Genomic DNA, 22222 nt, shown 5'->3' with positions numbered 1-22222 from the left:
CAAGCCCATTATGCAAAAGGGCTAGGGGTCAAAATAATGCCTAAAATGCAGGGCGACGCTTGTTCCACCTTGAGCCTCTTCTTGCCTGCCCGGTGTCGCCGCCACATGGGCGAGGGGGCCAGCACAAGCGTCGGCCCCCTTGCCACCAAGACCGCTCAGTGGTTCATACCGGGCATGGCGCCCATGTTTTGCATCACCTCCGGGGCTTGGCTCATGAGCAGCGACGGGTCCAGCATGCCAAAGATCATGGCCACGTGCGCCACCACCAGGAAGATCGCGACAAAGGTGGCGTGTAACTTGAGCTTGCCCTCCTCTGTGCGTCCTTTGCCGATCAGCCCCAGGTCAAGCAAGGCCAGGCCCAGCAGCGGCACGATGCCCGACAGGTAAAACCCCACGGCAATCACGTCTGCCGCACCACGCCAGCCACCCGAGGTGGTCAGCGGGATCACGGCGGTGGCCATCAGGTAGACAAACACCCCACAAAAATACACACCACCCACAATGCTGGCGCTGCGATTGATCTGGCGCACGCCGCCGTGGAATTGGCGAGAGAAAAGGATGTACAGCTCGGTGATGGCCACGGTTTCGGCCAGGATGACCGGGATGGCCATAAATAGGATCAGGTTCCAGGGCTGGTTTTGCGCCAGCAACTCCATGTAATGCGTCATAGACACGATGAATTCTCCAAATGTGAACGAGTGAAACGACCGCCCTGCAGCATGCAAGGGGGTCACAGCAAGAACAGGAGAATCAGACGCGAGGGGGTTTGAGTTCGGGCGCGGCAACTTGGCTGGCCATCGGCTCAGCTGTCCAGTTCGGCAGGGCCATGGCGCTTGAGATCGCCACAACGCTGCTCAGGGGTTTGGCCAAACCCACACACAGGCAGGCACACACCGCACAGCTGGTGCAACTGGAGCAGTTGGAGGTTTCCGTCTTGCAGGGCGCCTGAGCGTCAGCTGAACCAGCCACTGCCTGCAAGTCCGCCACGGGTGTCGCAGCCGGGTGGTGTGATGCCGCAGAAACGCTGGGCGAGGACATCAGTTCACACGCGCGAGCTGGCGCCGCCACCAGCACAAACAGGGTGACAAAGACAAAGAACAGTCTGGTGCAAAACGACATGCGGGCGGTGTTCAGAAGGAGCGCTCATTGTAGGAGTACGCTGACAAAGGGCGGACGACCAGACGTTTGATATGTCGGAATCCAGATAAGCAAATAGAAATTAAGTCGTTTGTGTTTGAACCGAGCCAACCCACAATGCGGCCTTGTTTCATATGTAGCTTCAGCAAACACCCCCCATCATGGTCCCGATCGTCATCGTTCCCGGCTGGCAAGACTCGCCACCCGGCCACTGGCAAAGCCTCTGGGCAGCGCAGTTGCCGGGTGCGGTGCGGGTGCAGCAGGACGACTGGCACACGCCATCGCGTGAAGCCTGGGTGGCGTCGATCAGCCGCACCATCCTGGCGCAAAACCAGCCGGTGGTGGTGGCGGCGCACAGCCTGGGTTGTATCGCCGTCACCCATTTGCCGCCTGAGGTGACGGCCCACATCCAGGGCGCCTTGTTGGTAGCACCAGCCGACCCCGAGCGCCGGGGTGTGTTGGCCGACTTTGCCCCGGTGCCTTACCAGCGCCTGCCCTACAGCAGCATCCTGGTGGCCAGCAACACCGACCCGTTCTGCCCGGTACGCACCGCTGGTGCTTATGCCCGTGCCTGGGGCAGTGAATTTGTTCGGCTGCAAAATGCCGGCCACATCAATCTGGACGCGGGCTTTGGCCCCTGGCCACTGGGGCTGGCGCTGCTGCAGTCACTGGTCATCGAGGCAGACAGCCAGACACCGCCGGTGGCTGTAGCCGCCTGATACCTATCGCAAGCCTTTTGACATCACCTTTTTTTCTGCCAAGGACACCCATGAAATTCAAACAAAATATGACTCTAGCCCTTGCGGCAATTGGGCTGACAGCTACAACTTTTGTGTCTGCACAGACCACCTTGTTGAATGCCTCCTACGATGTGGCGCGCGAGTTCTACAAGGACTACAACACCGCTTTTGTCGCCAACTACAAAAAAACCACCGGCAAAGACGTCAAGATTGACCAATCGCATGGCGGCTCCAGCGCCCAGGCGCGTGCGGTGAATGACGGGCTTGACGCCGATGTGGTCACCATGAACACCACCACAGATGTGGATTTCCTGGCCAGCAGCGGCATCGTGGCCAAAGACTGGGCCAAACGCTTCCCGCACAACGCGGCCCCCACCTCATCAACCATGCTGTTCCTGACGCGCAATGGCAATCCCAAAAACATCAAGGACTGGAACGACCTGGTCAAACCCGATGTGAAGGTGATTGTGGTCAACCCCAAGACCGGCGGCAACGGCCGCATGGCCTACCTGGCGGCCTGGGGTTATGTGCGCAAAACCGGCGGTACCGATGCCCAGGCAGCCGAGTTTGTGGGCAAGTTGTTCAAGAACGTGCCGGTGTTGGCCAAGGGCGGGCGTGATGCAACCACGATCTTTTTGCAACGCAATATTGGTGACGTGTTGATCACGTTCGAGTCAGAAGTGGTGTCGGTGGACCGCGAGTTTGGCGCGGGCAAGGTCGACGCCATCCACCCCTCGGTCAGCATCATTGCGGAGAACCCGGTGGCGGTGGTGGAGCGCAGCGTGGCCAAAAAAGGCACGGCTGAGCTGGCCAAGGCCTATCTGACTTACCTGTACTCGGACGAAGCCCAGGAAATTGCCGCCAAACACGGCATTCGCCCGAGCAACCCCAAGATCCTGGCCAAGTACAGCAGCACCTTCAAGCCGATCCAGCTGTTTGCGGTGAGTGACTACTTTGGCTCCTTGACCGAAGCGCAAAAAGTGCACTTCAACGACGGCGGCCAGTTCGACAAGCTCTACACGGTCAAGTAAATCGCCTTTTCTGATCTGTGCCACTGGTCAGTCCGCGCAAAGTGCGGTCTGGCCGAGCCAGCCTGGCTTACATGACGGCGGGCAGGATCAGCATGCACTGAACACCCCATGACCACCGCAACCATACCCATCTCGCCCCAAGCGCTGGCCGGACCTGACAAACGCCCGGCCAGACGCGTGCTGCCGGGCTTTAACCTGACGCTGGGCTACACGCTGTTTTACCTGAGCCTGATTGTGCTGATCCCGCTGTCGGCCTTGTTGTTCAAGACTTTCACCCTGACCTGGGCCGAGTTCTGGACCGCGGTGGCCAGCCCGCGTGTGCTGGCCTCGTACCGGCTGACCTTTGGTGCCTCGTTCCTGGCGGCGCTGTTTAATGTGTTTGCCGGGCTGCTGCTGGCCTGGGTGCTGGTGCGTTACGAGTTTTGGGGCAAGAAGATCATCGACGCATTGGTGGACCTGCCTTTTGCCCTGCCCACGGCCGTGGCGGGCATCTCGCTGACCGCCCTGCTGGCGGGCAATGGCTGGGTTGGCCAGTACCTGGAGCCACTGGGCATCCAGCTGGCGTTCAACGCCAATGGCGTGGTGATTGCGCTGATTTTTATCAGCCTGCCGTTTGTCGTGCGCACGGTGCAGCCGGTGCTCGAAGACGCCGAGAAAGAGCTTGAAGAAGCCGCCACCTGCCTGGGTGCCTCGCGTTTCCAGACCTTTCGGTATGTGATTTTTCCGGGCATTGCGCCCGCGTTGTTGACCGGTTTTGCCATGGCCTTTGCGCGGGCGGTGGGTGAATACGGCTCGGTGATTTTTATCGCTGGCAACATGCCCATGGTGTCCGAGATCACGCCGCTGATCATCATCGGCAAGCTGGAGCAATACGACTACGCCGGAGCCACCGCGGTGGCCACAGTGATGCTGGGCATCTCCTTTGTGCTGTTGCTGGTCATCAATGGCCTGCAAAGCTGGCAGCGCCGCCGCGCCGGAGGCAAGACATGAGCACACGCACACTGCGCCGCGCCGACGCCGGCACCACCGAGCCCACCTGGGTGCGCTGGTCACTGATCACGCTGGCCCTGGCTTTTGTCTTTTTGTTCCTGCTGCTGCCGCTGGCGGCGGTGTTCACCGAGGCGCTACGCAAAGGCCTGCCTGCCGCGCTGGAAGCGCTGCGCGAACCCGACGCCTGGAGTGCGATCCGCCTGACCCTGATCACCGCCGCCGTGGCGGTGCCGCTGAACCTGGTGTTTGGTGTGGCAGCGGCCTGGGCGGTGGCCAAGTACGAGTTCAAGGGCAAGGCGTTTTTGACCACGTTGATAGACCTGCCGTTCTCGGTGTCACCGGTGGTGGCGGGTTTGATCTACGTGTTGATGTTTGGCGCACAAGGCTGGATTGGCCCTTGGCTGGCCGAGCACGACATCAAGATTGTGTTTGCCGTACCCGGCATCATTCTGGCCACGGTGTTTGTCACCTTCCCGTTCATTGCGCGTGAACTGATTCCGCTGATGCAGGCGCAGGGCACCGACGAGGAACAAGCGGCCATTGTGCTGGGCGCCACCGGTTGGCAAACCTTTTGGCATGTGACGCTGCCCAACATCAAGTGGGGCCTGGTCTACGGTGTGATCTTGTGTAACGCACGCGCCATGGGTGAGTTTGGCGCGGTGTCGGTGGTCTCGGGCCACATCCGTGGCCAGACCAACACGCTGCCTTTGCATGTGGAGATTTTGTACAACGAGTACCAGTCTGTGGCAGCTTTTGCCGTCGCGTCCTTGTTGGCATTGCTTGCGCTGATCACTTTATTGATCAAGTCTGTGGTCGAGTGGCAGTTTGAACGCGACCAGAAGGCCGCTGCCGATTTGCCGCCTGAGCGTCCGGTGGTGTGAGAGGGAGCGTTTTTGATGTCTGTATCAACTGCGGCTGCGTCAAAACTATTTGGTTTTGTAGTTCCCCCCCTATCCCCCCCGCCCCTTTCCACCCCCGCCGGGGCGGAAAGGGGAGCCAACCGCCGTATGTGGCCAACACTGTTTTGTGAAGATGTACCAACCGTTTGGTCGGTGGCCTTGGCGCAACGGGACCCAAGAGGAAAGATTCAATTGCGGGCGACGCAAGGACCACTGGCCATATCAAGTTTTATAGCTACCAGTCCTTGTTATAAAAGGGCTAGAGGTCAATTTCTCATATATCCCAGCTTATCCAACTGTCGCCGTGCCTCGGGCCACTTGCCAATCCGTTCTCCTCTCAAATTGACCCTTGCCACCGGCCAGGCGGCGTGTACGTCTTCCAGAAATACACACGGCCAAATACGGCGGTTAGCTCCCTCTTCCGCCCGGCGGGGCGGGGGGTGTGAGTGGGGGTAAGCCAACCCATCACCACATCCACTCAAATAAAAAACACCATAGAAACCAAAAAACATGAGCATCGACATCCGCAACGTCAGCAAAGACTTTGGCACCTTTCACGCCTTGCGTGATGTGTCCCTTGAGATCAACTCCGGCGAGCTGGTCGCCCTGCTGGGCCCCTCGGGTTGTGGCAAAACCACCCTCTTGCGCATCATCGCCGGGCTGGAAACGGCTGACAGGGGTCACATCCTGTTCAACGGTCTTGATACCACCGACAAACATGTGCGCGAGCGCAATGTCGGGTTTGTGTTCCAGCATTACGCGTTATTTCGCCACATGAGTGTGTTTGACAACGTGGCTTTTGGCCTGCGCATGAAGCCCAAGGCGGTTCGTCCCTCAGAGGCGGTGATCAAGGACAAGGTGCACGAACTCCTGGGCCTGGTGCAGCTTGACTGGCTGGCCGACCGTTACCCGTCCCAGCTGTCGGGCGGGCAACGCCAGCGCATTGCCCTGGCGCGTGCGCTGGCCGTGGAGCCGCAAGTGCTGCTGCTGGACGAGCCCTTTGGCGCGCTCGATGCCAAGGTGCGCAAAGAATTGCGCCGCTGGTTGCGCCGCCTGCATGACGACCTGCATGTGACCAGTATTTTTGTCACCCACGACCAGGAAGAAGCGCTGGAAGTGGCCGACCGGGTGGTTTTGATGAACAGCGGCCAGGTCGAGCAGATTGGCTCACCGCAAGAGGTCTGGGACCACCCGGCCAGCCCGTTTGTGTATGGCTTTTTGGGCGATGTGAACCTGTTCCATGGCCGTGCTCATGAGGGGGAGATGCTGATTGGTGAAGACCAGCAGGGTCTGCGCCTCGTCACCCCCGAGCACAGCACGGTGCAAGACAGCAAGGCGTTTGCCTATGTGCGTCCGCACGATCTGGAGGTGTTGCCCTATGTGAGCAGCCCGGATGCGGCGCAGCCATCACGCGGCATTGTGGCCAAGTTGACACGTGCCATGGTGGTTGGCCCCACAGCACGACTGGAGCTGGTGCCCGCTGATGCCACCGCTGCCGGCAGTGGCGACATCATCGAAGCCCATATCCCGGCCCAGCTCTACCGCGACCAGGGCTTTCAGGAAGGTGACACGGTGTTGTTGACACCGCGCCGGGCACGGGTGTTTGTGGCAGAGGGTGAGGGGATTTAAGGACGCCAGGCCTCGACACGCGCCACCAGGGCAGCCACAGCCGGGTCGGCCAGCGGGGCAGCAGCCGGGTCTGCCAATGCCGCGCGTACCAGCCGCTCCAGGGTGTGAGCTTGTGGCGTGATCGTGCCAAAAAAGTGGGGCGCAGCACCCCGGCTCAGAAGCAGGGTGGGGAAGTTCTCGACATCGAGCGGGTCCAGCACCTCGGACTCGTCTTCGATGTCAAGCCAGAGAAATTGGGTGTGCGGGTGATCCGCCTGCACACTGGCTTGCACCTGGGTGAAGGTGCTGCGGTATTGTTCACAGACGTTGCACCAGGCGGCACACAGGCACACCACCAGCAGCGCATCGGAGTAAGGGGAAGTTGTTGACATCAGTTCAGAATGGTCCAGATCACATCAGGGCTGGGGTGCTGCCAAGAGTGCCGTGACCCGGGTGGCGACCGCGTCAAACTCTTCAGCTGGCACGGGCCGTGAAAAATAATAACCCTGTGCATAGTGGCAGCCCATGCGTTGCAGCGCGGTCAAATGGCTTTGTAACTCCACCCCTTCGGCGACGATGTCCAGGCCCAGGCTGCGTCCCATGGCGATGATGGCGCCCACCAGGGTGTGTTCGTTGCTGCCGTCTTGCATGTCACGCACAAAGGACTTGTCGACCTTCAAGGTGTCCACCGGAAACAGCTTGAGGTAAGACAGTGAGGAGTAACCGGTGCCAAAGTCATCCAGGTAGACCTTAAAGCCCAGTTCGTGCACCTCTTTGAGCCAGCCTAGCGATTTGTCGACATCGTGCAGCATCACCCCTTCGGTGATCTCCAGCGCCAGTTTCGACGGGGTGATACCGTAACGTCGTGCCATCTCTTGCAGCTTGGCCGGTGGTAACCCATCCGGGATCTGTCTGCCGGAGACATTGAGCGACAAGTTGTAGTCCAGGCCCTGGTTTTGCCAGCTGGCCAGTTGCTGGCAGGCCACGTCCAGCATCATCAGGCCCATCTCGACCACCAAGCCGGTTTTTTCGGCCAGCGGGATGAAGCTGTCGGGCATGACCAGGCCACGGGTCGGGTGGCGCCAGCGGATCAGGGCCTCGGCACCACACAGGCGTTGGGTCACCAGATCAACGACGGGTTGGTAAAACAGCACGAATTCCTGATTGCGGATGGCACTGCGCAGGTCACTCTCCATGTGGCGGCGTTGTTCTGCCGCTTCTGTCAGCAGCGGGTTGAAGAACACATGGCTGTCGCCGCCCGCCGATTTGGCGCTGTCCATGGCCAGCTCGGCTTGGCGCAGCAGCGAGGGCACATCAAAACCGTCACTCGGGAACAAGGCCACACCCATGCTGGCATGCAGGCTGATCGGTGAGCCGTCGACAAAATAGGGCTGCCGGATGGCCTGCGCGATGCGGCTGACAATGCGGTCCACCGCTTCACCCTGGGTGATCTGGTTCAAGATGATGCCGAAGTTGTCGGCACTCAGGCGCGCCAGGGTGTCGTCACTGTTGACACACGCCGACAGGCGGCGGGTGGTGGCCTGCAGGATGGCGTCACCAGCAGGCAAACCCATGCCTTCGTTGATACGCCGGAACTCATCCAGGTTGACCAGCAAAAGCGCAAAGCCCCCCTTTTTTGACGCGGCATAGTCCTGCACATGGGCATGCAGACGGTCTTGCAGGCCCTGGCGGTTGGCCAGGCCGGTGAGCGAGTCGGTGATGGCCAGTTGCCGGGCCGAGGCCTCCGACTCCTTGAGGTGGCTGACGTCATGCATCACACCTTGCAGCAGGTTGTCGCCCACGGAGCGCAGCACCATGTTGATCCAGCTGCGCCCACTGCCCGGCATCTGCACCTGCAGGTCTTGGGTCACCGCATTGTTCTGGCGCAACGCCTTTTGCAACAGCCCACCCATCTGATCCGGGCTGTGCCAGGGCAGCTGTTTGATGTTGAGCGCTGGCGACACCCCGTTGGCAGACTGCCGGTGGATGCCAAACAGCCTGGCAAAAGCCGGGTTCCAGGACGACAAGCCACCCTGGTTGTCCATGAGGAACAGGCCCGACTCGGCGTTGTCAAAAATGGTGTGGAATTTCTTCTCGTCGATCTCACCCTGCAAACGCAGTTCACGCTCGGTCGCCAGGGCGCCGGTCAGGCGGTCTGACAGGGCATTGATGTCCACCACCAGCTGGCCGATTTCGGTGCTGCCGTGCCGGGCCGGTATGGCGAGGCGCTCACCGGCCGTGGGGTCCATCCGGTGCAGGCGGTCCGACATGGCCTGGATCGGGCGCACGATGAACAGCAACATGATCAGCACCACCGCAAAGGTCACCATGCCCAGCTGCCAGCTGAGCTGAATCGCCGCGAGCCAAACCTCTTCACTGATGCGGGCGTTGATCACCTTGGGGTCGGGGGTCAGCACAATCCGACCGACCAGCATCTGCTTGTCAAAGGGGGAGTAGATCAGGCGTTTGAGCGAGGGTCCGCTGGCGGTGCCGGTGGACGGCCCACGGCGTTTGTCCGCCAGCAATTCTTCTTCGGTCGAGATGCTGACCGCCAGCACATCTGAGTTGTTCAACAGCCCCTGCGCCAGCTCGTGGGCCAGCGTCTGGTCCTTGACAAAACACGCCACCGCCAGGGTGCTTTCCATGGTGTCAAGCAGCTCGGCCAAACGTGTTTGTGACGCCAGGTGGGCGCGTTGGCTGGTGGCATGGGCGGTGTAGGCCACGGCAATCAGGCCGGCCAAAAGGGACGTGGCGATCACCGCCAAGGTCGAGCGCACCAACAATCCGCGCAGACGCCAAGCCGCCGTCAATGCGCGCGGGGGCCGCCTCATCGAGGAAATTCCATCACGATGCGAAAACGCCGGTCGACCTGGCTGCGATCCATGTAGGCAATGCCGCCCGGCTGATCCGCCAACAACAGCATCACCTCGTTGGCGTTGGCCGTCTGCAGCGGTGGTGAGGTTTTGCCTGAAAAAAGCAGGCGTGCCCAGTAAGCGCTGATCTCATTGGGTTCTTTGTTGACCAGCTTGCGGTAAAACTCGGTGCGCAAGGCCGTGTTCTCAGGCTGATCAATCGGCACCGCGGTGCCACCGCTGGGCAGTCTGCGGTAACGCCCCAGGAAAATATTGACCACATCGTCCTGGCCAAGCCGGGTGATGGTGCTAGCGGCATTCACCACCACCACCGGTTCCGCACAACCAACCGCGCCCAGACCCCACAGCGCCACGAACAAGGTCAATCGCCAGAGTTTCATGGCGGCTCAGAACACAAAATCCAGCGTCAGGCTGAAAACGGTCATGCGGCCATCCCAGTCGGACTGAACGGTTTTGAACGGGAACTTGGACGTTGGCTTGCCATGCACCCAGTCCACCTGTGCCTTGAGGGCCAGATTCTTCTGCACATCCCAGCGGCCACCCAAGGTGTAGGTGTGCTGGTTGGTAACACTTTGCGCCACCAACAAGGAGGTCAACGAATCGACCCCTGGGACAGCGCTGGAAGGCAAGGTGTCCATGTCGGAAAAACTGCGCGACACACCCAGGTAAGGTGTCACCGCGCCCATGCGGTAGGCGGCCTGCATGTAAGCGGCCTTGGTGTCGGCATAGGCTGCACCGTCGTGCTTGATCTGATTGAACATCAGCTGGACGTTCAGTGGTCCCTGGTCATACACCAGACCAAGGGAGTTGAAATTCGTCCGGCTATCTGCCATGGCCATTTGCGGCACCAAGGACAGATAGGACACACCCTGCAGGGGGTCGCCGATGGATCGCAACAAGGCGTCGACCGGCATTTCATGGTTAAAGCGCACCTGAACATGGCTCAAGCGAACCTGCCAGGAACCCAGGCTGTAATCCAGATTTCCCCCCACCAAGTTGGAGCCTCGCAGGTCCCACAAGATGCCGGGTGCATAGGGCGTCTTTTCAGGTGACTGCCCCCAGAAAACTTTGCCTGTGAGCAAACCCGACGCCACCGGCAGGGTGGCACTCAGGTCGACACCATCGATGTAGGAAAACACCAATGAACCGTAAAAATCCGGCGAAGGCCGCACGCTGATGTTGGAGTAACCCACCAGCCGGGAATCACCCAGCATGTAGAACTCGGTGCCCAAGCGCCCGGCGCGCACGGACAGGTCAGACGAAAAATCGTGCCGCAAAAAAGCCCAGGTCAGCTCTGGCCGGTAACTGGAGTCGGCGTGGTAGCGCGTCACCGCCTGCACCACAGCTTCTGTGCTGGGGCTGAACTGGACATTGGCCTGCAGGCCCAGCAGGCTGTCAACCTTGCTGGTCCAACGTGTGCCCGCACCATTGGGTTGCGACAGATCACGCACAAACTGGGCGCGGTCGGTGTCTGCGCGGGTGGCACCCAGGGTGCCAAAACCATGCAGGCTGATGCTGGGCCAGTCAGGCGCAGCAAACTCGTCCTGCGCCCAGACCCCGCCCGGACAGCACAGACTCAGAAAGACCGATGCGCTGGCGCCCAGCCGTTGCCAAAGCTGCCAAGGCTTGTTTGCGCGATATGGATGAGCGATGTGCATGCTGATAGACCAACCCCGTTGCCGACACCCTCTACAACAAGAGGTAGTGACGGCAAAAAGAGTGTACCGAAATTGAACAGCCATCGGGCCAGGAATTGACCCCTTTGCACACCCTTTCTCTGGCCTGCGCAACGCTCAGTTGCTCCCGAAAATCCCAGGCGCTGCGGGTGTCTCAAAGACACCCGTGGCTGCGCACAAGCTCAGTCGCCGAAGGCAATGCCCAGGTCACGCCCGGTTTGCAGGGAATCACAGTCCATCGGCACGTTGCGGATGTGGCCAGCCACTTCTTCCAACGTCACGTAGTCCACACCGTTGACACCGAGAGACACCATCACGCCGGTTTTGCCCGCATCCAGTGCCCGTACCGCAGCGGCACCAAAACGCAGGGCCGCCAGCCGGTCAAACGCGGTGGGGCTGCCGCCGCGCAACAGGTGACCCAGCACCACTACCCGTGTGTCCTTGCCGGTGCTCCGGCCCAAAGCCTCGGCAACGTTCTCACCAATGCCGCCCAGACGCTCGGCGCGCCCCGTCTCAGCCGGCGCCAGCAGTTCGCGTTTGCCGTCCTTGGCCAGTGCACCCTCGGCCACCACCACGATGGAATACAGGTGACCGTCGGCCTCGCGTTTCAGGAGCTTGGCCGTGACCTGGTCCAGGTCAAACGGGATCTCTGGGATCAGAATCGCGTGGGCGTTGCCCGCAATACCGGCGTGCAGGGCAATCCAGCCGGCGTAGCGGCCCATCACCTCGACCACCATCACACGCTGGTGGCTCTCGGCGGTGCTGTGCAGGCGGTCAATACATTCCGTGGCAAAACCCACGGCGGTGTCAAAACCGAAGGTGGTGTATGTTTTGTCCAGGTCGTTGTCAATGGTTTTGGGCACACCCACCACACGCAGGCCCTTGCGGTGCAGCGCGTCGGCAATGGTCAAGGAGCCGTCCCCACCAATGGACACCAGCGCGTCGATCTCGTGGGTAGCGAAATAGGTCAGCAGCTCGTCCGAGCGGTCGATTTCACGCACCGTGCCGTCGGGCATGTTGACCGGAAAATGCAGTGGGTTGCCCTTGTTGGTGGTGCCCAGAATCGTGCCACCCAGGTGGCCGATACCCCGCACCTTGTCACGGGTCAGGCGGTAGACGCCGCCTTCGGGGTAACGCTCGGGGAACATGATGCCGTTGAACCCGTCGCGAATGCCATAACACTGCCAGCCCATGTTGTCAGCGGCGATCACCACCGATTGAATCACGGCGTTCAGGCCGGGGGCGTCACCGCCGCCTGTGCAGACGGCAATACGTTTGATAGGTTTAGTCATGCGAAGGGTCCTCAGTTAAATTTGATCTTTGGTCCAGTGCCTGAATTGTGCCGCAAGCCCTCGGCCATTTGTACCCCGCCAGTTACATTCGTAAAACAACTTGATATCAAAAAAAGTAGCGACTTACCCTTTATTGATAAGGGCTAGATGCCATTTTGTCACTTTATTCACTGAGAACCCATAGGCTGCAGGCGGCCCAGCTTGTGCGCCAGTTCTATGGCTGAACTCACACCCATCTTCTCGAAAATGTTGGCGCGGTGAAATTCCACCGTGCGCGCCGTGATGCCCAGGTGCTCGGCAATGGTCTTGTTGTAGTGGCCGCGAATCAGCTCGTCGAGCACCTCGCGTTCGCGAGGGCTCAAGACCGCCAGCGCCTGGCGCAGGCGTTTGGCCTCGGCATCATCGTCCTGCACCGCGCTGGCAGCCACCAGCGCCTGCGCCACCCGGTCCACCAATTCGTTGTCCTGGAACGGCTTTTCCAGAAAGTCCCAGGCACCGTTCTTGACCGCCGCCACCGCCATGCTGACATCGCCATGGCCGGTCAGAAACAGCACCGGCCAGGGACAACGCAGCAGTTTGAGCTGCTCAAAAGTGGCCAGGCCCGACAAGGGCGCCATGCGCAGGTCCATCAAGACCACCGAGGCTTTCCAGTCGCCGGTGCGTTGACGCAACGCGTCGAGAAAAGGCGCCCCACCGTCCCAGGTGGTGGGTGCATAACCACGCGAGTCAAACAACCAGGCCAGTCCATCGCGGACGTCCGGGTCGTCATCAACGATATGCAATCCAGGTCGTTTCATGCTGTTCCCTTATGCAGTTGCGCCAGCCCTGGGGCCAGCGGCAGGTAGGCGGTAAACCGGGCGCCGCCCAGCACCGGGTCGCGCCCGACCTCCAGGCGTCCGTGGTGGGCCTCGACGATGGAGCGACAGATCGCCAGGCCCATGCCCATGCCACCTTGTTTGTGGCTGACAAAGGCGTTGAAGATGCTCGACAACGCCTCCTCGCTGACCCCCGGCCCGGTGTCGGACACCGACAGCGCGGCCAGACCGTGTGTAAGGTCCTGGCGCAAGTCGATCCACACCTGGGCCGGGGTGCTGCCGTGTGGCGCCCAGTCCTGCGCGTTGCCTACCAGGTTGTTGACCAGATGCTCCAGCAGCAATTCGTCGGCCTCCACCCACATCGGCTGCGCTGGCGCCAGCCACTGTGCGGGCGTGCCGTCGCTGTCGCTGCGCGCCGCCAGCACACGGGTCAGAAAAGCCACCAGATCCAGCCGCTGGCGCACCAGTTCACGACGCCGGGCAAAGTCATTCACACGGCGGATGATGCCGCCAGCGCGGTCCGCCAGGCGCGCCATGCGCTGCACCACCGGCAACAACTCGGTCAGAGTGATGTTGCCGTCGGCCAGGCGGTTGAGCAGGCCATTGGCAAAACTGCTGAGGGCACCCAGCGGCTGGTTGAGCTCATGTGCCAGCGTCGAGGCCACCTCGCCCACCGCAATCAGGCGGCCCGACGCCTCCAATTTTTCCTGCTGCTGGGCGGCCATACGCTGGGCGCGTTTGCGCTCGCTGATGTCCAGCACCGAGCTCATCCAGCCAATCTGCTCACCATCAGCGGTCGTCAGCGGTGATTCGTGGATCAACACATCGATCAGGTGACCATCGCGGTGGGCAAACTGCACCTCCACCCCATTGCCCGAGGTACCGCGCGCGATGATGCCCTCGTGCACTTGAACCAAAAAATCATGCTGATCGGGTGGCCAGTACGGGAACGGCATCTTCAAACCCAGCAACTCGTTGGCGCTGAAGCCGACCAGGCGTGTGAAAGCCTCGTTGACATACAGGATGTGGCCCTGCAAATCCCAGGCGCGCAAACCCGTGGTGACCGAGTTTTCCATCGCGGTGCGCAGCGCCACCTGGGCCTGCAGCAAGGCCTGCACCTGGCGGCGTTTGACAAAGTCGCGCCGCAGCGCAAACAGGGCCACCAGCATGCCCAGCAAAAACAGCAGGGCCACCAGGAAAAAGATGCGTGGCACGGTGGTGGGCTCGGCCTGGGTGCGATCGACCTGGACAAACAAATCGGTGCCCGGCAGGTTCAGCGCCACACGGTAGCCGGAGCGGCTGGCAGCGGCGTCATCATCGGCGACCAGGCGCACCTGGTGGTCTTGTGAAAACCAGGTGGGCACCAACGCGGCCAGGGCGCGCTCCAGCGACACCGCCGCCAGATAGTTGCCAACAAACTGGCCACGGTCAAAAAACGGCACGGCCAGCCACACCACATCGGTCGGGGTGCCGTCAGCGCGCAGCATCACACCGGCAAAAGCGGCCCGGCGCAAACCTTCGGTGGTGGCCTGCATGGTCTGTTGGGCCTGGGCGTTGACTGGGTGGGCGGTGGCGTCGGTGAACCAGCGCGCTGGCCCGCCAGTGGCTGCCACGGACTGGCCGACAGCGATCCAGCCGCGGTCCAGCAACACCCCCGGCTCCAGTGACAACAAACCCCCTTTGGGCACCGGTGCTGGCGTCAGGCTAGCGGCCGGGCTGGCCGCCTGGCGCGCCAGCGCCAGCAGGTCATCTTCCAGGCGGCGAAAGTGGAACTGCACACTTTGCTCCAGCCACTGCGCGTCCGCTGCACGGCGCCGGGCTGACTCTTCGGCCTCAAAATTGTTCAGGTACAGCAGCAGCGTGACCACCGAACCCAGCAGCAGCGTCAGCAGCCCGAGCAGCCACCACACCGCCCGGCGGTTGCGCCCAGGCTGGCGCGACACCGACTGTTGCAACAAGCCAAAGTCAAGTGAGGAGTCGCGGTTGGGGGGAGCGATCATGGCTTGGTCACCCCTTTCCATGCAGCGCTGGTATTACCGAGTCCACTTGCCCGGTTAGGGACACGGGTGGCAACAAAACATGCATATGGGAGGCACGCCCAAACATGCAACAGGGTCGGCCTGGGTGCTGCAGCCCGCCGAACTGACATGGTTTGGCCACCTGTGTTCTGGTGGCGAAGGCGGGTGCAAAGACTTGTGGTGCATGGATCAACCCGGGATGAACACATGGAGAAGAAGGAAAGCGCGCCAATCAAATTGGGCAATTTCAGTATACGTCGTGCCAATTTGTCAGCGGCATGGTGGTCGTTGGTTGACTAGTGGACTGAATGCACAAATTACATTTGGTAAAATGTAATTTGTTATGTCGAGCGCAGTGACGGTTACTGAAGCTCGCACCACCTCTGAGCGGCTTTACTCTGAACGACATCATTGGTGCGATGGTGTCACCCAAGGCAGAGCAACACATGCCAGGCTCAATGAACCTATAGGAGAACGGCGTGAAGAAATACATCCGGTTCCTGCTTCTGTGTGCTGGCATTGCCGTGCTGGCTGGCGTGGCGATGTTCTGGTGGCCAGAACAGCCACCTGATACCCCGTCAACTTCAGCCACGCCAGTGGCAAGCGCCACCGACCCGACGCCAACGGCACCAAGCCCTTCGCCGTCGGCACCCACGATGCCAGCACAGATCCTGCATCCGATAGAAGCGATCACCGTGCCACCGACACCGAACACAGAACCCGTTCCCCCATTGGCATCGGCAGAGCGCTATGTGCAGCAGGCCCTGGCCGACATGCTGTCTGATGCTGACATTGCGCGCTTTTTGCAGTTAGGCGATTTTGTCCGCCACCTGGTCGCCACGGTCGACAACTTGCCGCGTGAACACGCCCCCGCCCTGATCTGGCCGATCAACCCGATAGCAGGACACTTCAGCACCGGAGCGGGTGATGACCGTCACCCCGTGGGACCAACCGCGATCCACCCCAAAAACGATGTGCGCTACAGCGCGTTTGTGAGTTTTGTTGAATCAGTTGACACGGCCAAGGCAGTCGCGCTGTATGTGCGCTTGTACCCACTGTTTGAACAAGCCTACGTCGAGTTGGGCTACCCCAGTGGCCACTTCAACAACCGACTGGTCACCGTGATCGACCATTTGCTGGCCACGCCGCTGATGGTTGGTCCCCTGATGGTGGAGCGGGTTGATGTCAAGGGGCCCTATCCGGCGTTGAGACCCTGGGTAAGTTATCAATTTGTAGATCCTGCCTTGGCTCAGCTGTCTGCGGGGCAAAAGATGCTGTTGCGCTCGGGCAGCGCCAATCAACAGCGTTTGCTGAACAAGCTGCGGGACTTCCGGGCACTGCTGACCAAAGCCCCGGTGAGCCCGACTTCACCATCCACTTCATCACAGCAAGGTTGAGACACCGCAACGTCTGCTGTTCACTGCAAGGAGACTTTTTTATGACACCCACCCGACACATGCACCCCTTCCGACGGGCAAGCACACACTTGTTGAACAAACTACCCGCCCTTGCTCTGGCGCTGAGCTGCGCCGCATCGAGTGCCTGGGTTCAAGCACGAGAGTTGGTCAGTGTGGATCGGCCTCAGATCAACATGCGATCGGGCGCGGGTACGCAGCACGGTGCTCTTTGGTCGCTGAGCAAGGGTTATCCGTTGGAGGTCAAAGGCCGTCAAGGCAACTGGCTGAAAGTGCGTGATTTCGAGAACGACATTGGTTGGGTCTACCGTCCGCTGGTGAGCAAAAAACCGCATGTGATCGTGAAGTCAAAGGTGGCCAATATCCGGTCGGCGCCCAGCACAGGCAGCCGCATCCTGGCCCAGGCGGAACATGCAGAAGTTTTACGCCATCTTGAGCAAAAACAGGGCTGGGTCAAGGTACAACGCGACGACGGGCTCAAAGGCTGGATTGTTCGCCGTCTGTTGTGGGGCTGGTGACGCCCAACAATTGGGCGCGTCGACGGGTGTCCCGCCCTATGTGTGGCAGTCTGAGGGTGGCAGCGGTGGTCTGAGGCACGACGCCAGTGCCTCAGTTGCGGCTGACGAATCTGATGGATTTTCTTTGCATGTGCGATTGCAGACAAAATGTGCCTCTAGGCCTTATTTAAAAAGGGTATAAAGCTATTAATTAGATAGCATCTATACAAACCATACGACAGCTGCCAGGCCAAACGACCTGGCCATAATGGCAGCCATGTCAGCTCACCCACCGCAACAGATCCCACGTCGCCAATGGCTCGCCACCTGCGCTGGCGCGGCGCTGTTGCCTTTTGCCCAGGCCAGCGCGGCGCAGCGCGACATCACCCTGCGTTTCTCCCATGTGGTGACCGAAGACACGCCCAAGGGCCGGGCCGCCAGCCGCTTCAAGGCGCTGGTGGAGGCGCGCTCCAGCGGACGCATCACGGTACAGGTTTTTCCGGACGGCCAGCTGTATGGTGACCACGACGAGATGCAGGCGCTGCAACTCGGGGCGGTGGACATGGTGGCACCCTCGCTGTCCAAGTTCGGACGTATTGGTCTGCCGGAGTTTGAGCTGTTTGATTTGCCATTCCTGTTTGAGGACCTGTCGGAGGTGCGGCGTGTCACCCTGGGTGCGCTGGGCCAGCGCCTGTTCAACGGCTTAAAACGCCAAGGGCTGGTAGGGCTGGGCTTTTTTGACAACGGCTTCAAACAGATGAGCGCGAACCGGCCCCTGCTGGCACCAACCGACTTTGCTGGCCTGCGCATGCGGGTGCAGGCCTCTCGGGTGATTGCCGACCAGATGCGGGCCCTGGGTGCGCGCCCGGTGACGCTGGCCTTCAGCGAAACCCGCCGGGCGCTGGCCACCGGTGTGGTGGACGGCACCGAAAACCCGGTCTCCAACTTCTGGACACAGGGCATGCACCAGGTGCAAAGTGACCTGAGCCTGACCAACCACGGCTACCTGGGTTATGCGGTGGTCACCAACCAGCGTTTCTGGGAACACCTGCAGGCCGATGACCGTGAGCTGATTAACCAGGCCCTGCAGGAGGCCCTGGAGGACGCACGCCAGATTGCCGACGTCCAGAATGAGGCCGCCCTGGCGGCGCTGCGCCGCTCCAACACCACGCGTATCCACCGCCTGAGCGCCGGCCAACGCGTGCGCTTGCAACAGGCCGTGCTACCGGTGCACCAGGCACTGGCGCGGCGCATCGGGCCCGACTGGTTCCAGGCGCTGCAAGACGCGCTGGCGCAGCCCAGCGCCTGAGTGAAATCACTTTAGGGGTTTTCCCTAGCTGTTGAAGGCCACAGTTGTGGCGTTTTGGGGCAGCCAGTACGCTCACGGCTGCTCGCAAAACCCATCCCTACAACAGGAGACAAACATGAAACTCAAAACCATCCTCGCCGCTGCCTTGCTCGCCGCTGGCATGAGTGTCAGCGCCCAGACCGTCATCAAATTCAGCCACGTGGTGGCGGCCGACACCCCCAAGGGCAAGGCTTCGGTCTTTTTCGCCCAGAAGGCTGCTGAACTGACCAAGGGCAAGGTCAAGGTCGAGGTGTATGCCAACAGCGCCTTGTACAAAGACAAGGAAGAGATGGAAGCGCTGCAAATTGGCTCGGTGCAAATGCTGGCCCCTTCGCTGGCCAAATTTGGTCCGCTGGGTGTCAAAGAGTTCGAGGCGTTTGACCTGCCTTTCATTTTTGACGACACAGCCGACCTGCACAAGGTCACCCAAGGACCGGTGGGCGCGGCGCTGCTGGCCAAGCTGGAACCCCGGGGCATCAAGGGCCTGGCCTACTGGGACAACGGTTTTAAATCGTTCTCGGCCAACACCCCACTGAAGGCCGTGGCCGATTACAAGGGCAAGAAGTTCCGCATCCAGTCCTCCAAGGTGCTCGAAGAAGAGATCCGCTCGGTGGGTGGCATTGCCCAGGTGATGGCTTTCTCGGAGGTGTACCAGGCGCTGCAGACCGGTGTGGTGGATGGCACCGAGAACCCGATCTCCAACTTCTACACCCAGAAGATGCATGAGGTGCAGAAACACCTGAGCTTGACCAACCACGGTTACCTGGGCTACGCGGTGATCGTCAACAAGAAGTTCTGGGACGCTCTGCCCGCCGATGTGCGTGGCCAGCTGGAACAAGCCATGAATGAGGCCACGGTCTACGCCAACAAGATTGCCCAGGAAGAAAACGACCTGTCTCTGGACGGTGTCAAGAAGAGCGGCAAAACCACCGTGTACGTGCCCACCAAGGAAGAACGCATGGCTCTGAAAAAAGCCATGGCGCCGGTGCACACCAAGATGGCTGATCGCGTTGGCAAAGAGACCCTGCAGCAGATCTACCAGGCCACTGGCTTTGACCCCAGCACGCTCTGACGTGATCTGATCTTCATCGCGATAAAGACGTTTCTGCCGTGTTTGCTCCCATGAAACTCCTCGATCACCTGGAAGAATGGCTGGTGACTTTCCTGATGGCTGGCGCCACGCTGATCATCTTTGTGGCGGTGTTGCACCGTTATGCTGCGGGCCTGGCCATACCGGGCCTGCAGGACTGGCTGTTGTCGATCAGCATGAGCTGGGCGCAGGAGCTGACCATCATCATGTTTGTCTGGATGGCCAAGTTTGGCGCGGCCTACGGTGTGCGCACCGGCATCCACGTCGGTGTGGATGTGCTCATCAACCGGCTGGGCAAACCCATGCGTGGCAAGTTTGTCATGTTTGGCCTGCTTGCCGGCGCCTTGTTCACCGCCATTGTGGCGGTGCTGGGCAGCCGTTTTGTCTGGGAAAACGGCGCCCACTACGACATCTACACCTGGCTCGGGCTGACACTCACCGATGTACCCGAAGGCCCGACCACGCCCGACCTGGAGTGGCCGACCTGGATGGTCTACAGCGCCATCCCGCTGGGCACCAGCCTGATGTGTTTTCGTTTCCTGCAGGTGCTGGTCACCTTTGCCAAGACCGGCGAGTTGCCACACCATGACCATGGTCATGTCGATGGTCTGGAAGAGGACGAACCCATTGCCGTGGACGCCAACCCGTATGCCATGAGCGACAACCTGCACCCGCGTGACCTGCATCACCGCCCGGACGGCAGCTTGCACGCCGCCAGCCAAAAAGCCCGCGAAGAGGGCCAACGCAAATGAACGCTGCCATCATTTTTATCCTGCTGCTGGCGCTGATGCTCACCGGCATGCCGATCTCGATCTCGCTCGGCCTCACTGTTCTAACCTTCTTGTTTGGCTTTACCGAGGTGCCGCTGGAGTCGGTGGCGCTCAAGCTGTTCACCGGCATCGAGAAGTTCGAGATCATGGCGATCCCGTTTTTCATCCTGGCGGGCAACTTCCTGACCCACGGCGGTGTGGCCCGGCGCATGATCAATTTTGCTTCCAGCATGGTCGGGCACTGGTATGGCGGTCTGGGGCTGTCGGGTGTGGTGGGATGTGCCTTGTTTGCTGCGGTATCGGGCTCCAGCCCGGCCACCGTGGTGGCGATTGGCTCGATCCTGCTGCCCGCCATGGTCAAGGCCGGGTTCCCGAAGAGCTTTGGTGCCGGTGTCATCACCACCTCAGGCGCTTTGGGCATTCTGATTCCGCCGTCGATCGTGATGGTGATGTATTCGGTGGCCACCAACACCTCGGTCGGCGCGCTGTTCATGGCTGGTGTTATTCCGGGTTTGGCGCTGGCCGCCACACTGGGCGGTGTCACCTGGTACCGTGCCCGCAAGTACAACTACCCGCGCCTGCCCAAGGCCAGCTGGGGTGAACGCTGGTCCACCTTCAAGGCCTCGGTCTGGGGCCTGCTGCTGATCGTGATTGTGATGGGCGGCATTTACAGCGGCATGTTCACACCGACGGAAGCGGCGGCCGTGAGCGCGGTGTATGCGTTCATCGTGGCGGTGTTCATCTACAAGGACATGGGTCTGAAAGACGTGCCCAAGGTGCTGTTGAACTCGGCCAACATGTCGGCCATGTTGCTCTACATCATCACCAACGCGGTGTTGTTCAGCTTCATCATGACCAACGAAAACATCCCGCAGGCGCTGGCCGACTGGATGCTGGGCAACGGTCTGGGCATGGTCACCTTCCTGCTGGCGGTGAACGTGATCCTGCTGCTGGCGGGCAACTTCATGGAGCCCTCGAGCATCGTGCTGATCTTCGCGCCGATCCTGTTCCCGGTGGCGATGAAACTGGGCATTGACCCGGTGCACTTCGGCATCATCATGGTCGTGAACATGGAGGTGGGCATGTGCCACCCGCCGGTGGGCCTGAACCTGTACGTGGCCTCGGGCATCACCAAGATGGGCATCACCGAGCTGACCGTGGCGGTGTGGCCGTGGCTGCTGTCCATGCTGGCTTTCCTGGGCCTGGTGACTTACTGGCCCGCGATGTCGACCTGGTTCCCGCGTATGCTGGGCATGATGTAGCCACGCTTGGCACCCACAAAAAAGCCCGGAACCTCCGGGCTTTTTTATGAAAAATTGGCATCTAGCCCTTTATCCAAAAGGGCGAGTAGCTATTCAATATGAAGCATCATTGGTCGGCCACATAAGGGTTGCTGCGCCGCTCCCGGCCAAATGTGCTCTCGGGCCCGTGACCGGGAATGAACACGGTGTCGTCGCCCATCGGCCACAGACGGTTTTTGATGCTGGCGATCAGCGTGGCGTGGTCTCCCTGCGGAAAGTCGGTGCGGCCAATCGAACCCGCAAACAACACGTCGCCGACAAACGCACGTTTGGCCTCGGGTGAATAAAACACCACATGCCCCGGCGTGTGTCCCGGGCAATGCCGCACCTGCAGCGTGCAGTTGCCCACCGTGACCGTGTCGCCATCGTGCAGCCAGCGTGTGGGTGTGAACAGCTGGGCGGGCGGAAAACCGAACATCTGGCTTTGTTTGGGCAGGCCGTCGATCCAGAACTGATCGCCCTCACCCGGGCCGATGATCGGCAAACCCAGGCGCTGTGCCAGCTCACCGGCGGCGCCCGCGTGGTCGATGTGGGCGTGGGTGAGCCAGATCTGACCCAGCGTCAGCCCCAGGCGCTTGACTTCGGCCAGGATCAGGTCGAGATCACCACCCGGGTCAATCACAGCGGCCTGTTGCGTCTGGTCACACCAGACCAGGGAGCAGTTTTGATCGAACGCGGTGACGGGAATGGTGAGGTACTGGAACATGGTTCAAAAAAGGGGT

21 protein-coding genes are annotated in these 22222 nt (G+C 60.7%); 11 read left to right on the top strand and 10 right to left on the bottom strand.

All coding sequences use genetic code 11. The annotated features are described in order from the left end of the window. Positions 1-155 precede the first annotated feature (155 nt). Together FDG13_RS03310 and FDG13_RS03305 are read right to left on the bottom strand one after the other, a co-directional pair. The gene (locus FDG13_RS03310) at positions 156-668 is read right to left on the bottom strand and encodes a DUF6803 family protein (protein WP_180125438.1); all 513 of its coding nucleotides are present in this window, start codon (positions 666-668) and stop codon (positions 156-158) included. Positions 669-750: 82 nt separating this feature from the next. Next, complete coding sequence (locus FDG13_RS03305) at positions 751-1119, bottom strand: hypothetical protein (RefSeq protein WP_180125397.1); 369 nt, start codon at positions 1117-1119, stop codon at positions 751-753. A 179-nt stretch (positions 1120-1298) separates the two neighbouring features. Here FDG13_RS03305 and FDG13_RS03300 point away from each other — a divergent pair, with 179 nt between their 5' ends. The 5 genes from FDG13_RS03300 (at position 1299) to FDG13_RS03280 (ending at position 6426) form a co-directional block, all read left to right on the top strand. Then, positions 1299-1856, top strand: coding sequence for an alpha/beta hydrolase (locus tag FDG13_RS03300; RefSeq protein ID WP_180125396.1), 558 nt, complete (start codon positions 1299-1301; stop codon positions 1854-1856). Positions 1857-1924: 68 nt separating this feature from the next. Continuing rightward, positions 1925-2908, top strand: a complete 984-nt coding sequence (locus tag FDG13_RS03295; RefSeq protein ID WP_255435078.1) for a sulfate ABC transporter substrate-binding protein — start codon at positions 1925-1927, stop codon at positions 2906-2908. A gap of 108 nt (positions 2909-3016) precedes the next feature. Then, positions 3017-3898 (top strand): sulfate ABC transporter permease subunit CysT, encoded by an 882-nt coding sequence (gene cysT, locus FDG13_RS03290; RefSeq protein WP_180125394.1) that lies wholly within the window; start codon positions 3017-3019, stop codon positions 3896-3898. Beyond that, positions 3895-4779: a sulfate ABC transporter permease subunit CysW gene (gene cysW, locus FDG13_RS03285; protein WP_180125393.1), complete on the top strand. Its 885-nt coding sequence runs from the start codon at positions 3895-3897 to the stop codon at positions 4777-4779. The genes cysT and cysW overlap by 4 nt, the downstream gene beginning before the upstream one ends. A 528-nt stretch (positions 4780-5307) precedes the next feature. Continuing rightward, positions 5308-6426 carry a sulfate/molybdate ABC transporter ATP-binding protein gene (locus tag FDG13_RS03280; protein ID WP_180125392.1) on the top strand — a complete coding sequence of 373 codons (1119 nt, stop codon included), beginning with the start codon at positions 5308-5310 and terminating at the stop codon, positions 6424-6426. Here FDG13_RS03280 and FDG13_RS03275 read toward each other — a convergent pair. The 7 genes from FDG13_RS03275 to FDG13_RS03245 all read right to left on the bottom strand — a co-directional run bounded on the left by FDG13_RS03275 (position 6423) and on the right by FDG13_RS03245 (position 15061). Next, the gene (locus FDG13_RS03275) at positions 6423-6797 is read right to left on the bottom strand and encodes a thioredoxin family protein (RefSeq protein ID WP_180125391.1); all 375 of its coding nucleotides are present in this window, start codon (positions 6795-6797) and stop codon (positions 6423-6425) included. The two genes, FDG13_RS03280 and FDG13_RS03275, sit on opposite strands and share 4 nt — an antisense overlap. Before the next feature lie 24 nt (positions 6798-6821). Beyond that, positions 6822-9236, bottom strand: coding sequence for a bifunctional diguanylate cyclase/phosphodiesterase (locus tag FDG13_RS03270; RefSeq protein ID WP_180125390.1), 2415 nt, complete (start codon positions 9234-9236; stop codon positions 6822-6824). Then, the gene (locus FDG13_RS03265) at positions 9233-9658 is read right to left on the bottom strand and encodes a hypothetical protein (RefSeq protein ID WP_180125389.1); all 426 of its coding nucleotides are present in this window, start codon (positions 9656-9658) and stop codon (positions 9233-9235) included. The genes FDG13_RS03270 and FDG13_RS03265 overlap by 4 nt, the downstream gene beginning before the upstream one ends. Positions 9659-9664: 6 nt before the next feature. Then, positions 9665-10936, bottom strand: a complete 1272-nt coding sequence (locus FDG13_RS03260; RefSeq protein ID WP_180125388.1) for a porin — start codon at positions 10934-10936, stop codon at positions 9665-9667. 200 nt (positions 10937-11136) lie between these two features. Beyond that, positions 11137-12246 carry a 6-phosphofructokinase gene (locus FDG13_RS03255; RefSeq protein ID WP_180125387.1) on the bottom strand — a complete coding sequence of 370 codons (1110 nt, stop codon included), beginning with the start codon at positions 12244-12246 and terminating at the stop codon, positions 11137-11139. 167 nt (positions 12247-12413) lie between these two features. Next, the gene (locus FDG13_RS03250) at positions 12414-13043 is read right to left on the bottom strand and encodes a response regulator transcription factor (protein ID WP_180125386.1); all 630 of its coding nucleotides are present in this window, start codon (positions 13041-13043) and stop codon (positions 12414-12416) included. Continuing rightward, complete coding sequence (locus tag FDG13_RS03245) at positions 13040-15061, bottom strand: nitrogen regulation protein NR(II) (RefSeq protein WP_180125385.1); 2022 nt, start codon at positions 15059-15061, stop codon at positions 13040-13042. The genes FDG13_RS03250 and FDG13_RS03245 overlap by 4 nt, the downstream gene beginning before the upstream one ends. Positions 15062-15558: 497 nt before the next feature. Here FDG13_RS03245 and FDG13_RS03240 point away from each other — a divergent pair, with 497 nt between their 5' ends. The 6 genes from FDG13_RS03240 (at position 15559) to FDG13_RS03215 (ending at position 21461) form a co-directional block, all read left to right on the top strand. Beyond that, positions 15559-16476: a DUF3014 domain-containing protein gene (locus FDG13_RS03240; RefSeq protein ID WP_180125384.1), complete on the top strand. Its 918-nt coding sequence runs from the start codon at positions 15559-15561 to the stop codon at positions 16474-16476. Positions 16477-16517: 41 nt separating this feature from the next. Next, positions 16518-17012, top strand: a complete 495-nt coding sequence (locus tag FDG13_RS03235; protein ID WP_255435074.1) for an SH3 domain-containing protein — start codon at positions 16518-16520, stop codon at positions 17010-17012. 256 nt (positions 17013-17268) lie between these two features. Next, complete coding sequence (locus FDG13_RS03230; RefSeq protein WP_180125383.1) at positions 17269-18300, top strand: TRAP transporter substrate-binding protein; 1032 nt, start codon at positions 17269-17271, stop codon at positions 18298-18300. 115 nt (positions 18301-18415) lie between these two features. After that, the gene (locus FDG13_RS03225) at positions 18416-19411 is read left to right on the top strand and encodes a TRAP transporter substrate-binding protein (RefSeq protein WP_180125382.1); all 996 of its coding nucleotides are present in this window, start codon (positions 18416-18418) and stop codon (positions 19409-19411) included. A 50-nt stretch (positions 19412-19461) separates the two neighbouring features. Beyond that, the gene (locus FDG13_RS03220) at positions 19462-20181 is read left to right on the top strand and encodes a TRAP transporter small permease (protein ID WP_180125381.1); all 720 of its coding nucleotides are present in this window, start codon (positions 19462-19464) and stop codon (positions 20179-20181) included. After that, positions 20178-21461 (top strand): TRAP transporter large permease, encoded by a 1284-nt coding sequence (locus FDG13_RS03215; RefSeq protein WP_180125380.1) that lies wholly within the window; start codon positions 20178-20180, stop codon positions 21459-21461. Before FDG13_RS03220 ends, FDG13_RS03215 begins: the two co-directional genes overlap by 4 nt. A 106-nt stretch (positions 21462-21567) precedes the next feature. Here FDG13_RS03215 and FDG13_RS03210 read toward each other — a convergent pair whose 3' ends face one another. Next, positions 21568-22206: an MBL fold metallo-hydrolase gene (locus FDG13_RS03210; protein WP_180125379.1), complete on the bottom strand. Its 639-nt coding sequence runs from the start codon at positions 22204-22206 to the stop codon at positions 21568-21570. Positions 22207-22222: the final 16 nt, after the last annotated feature.

The sequence above is a fragment of the Rhodoferax sp. BLA1 genome, assembly GCF_013416775.1.
GTDB lineage: Bacteria > Pseudomonadota > Gammaproteobacteria > Burkholderiales > Burkholderiaceae_C > Rhodoferax.
Note: the sequence above shows the minus strand (reverse complement) of the source record. Positions and strands in the feature narration are given on the sequence as shown.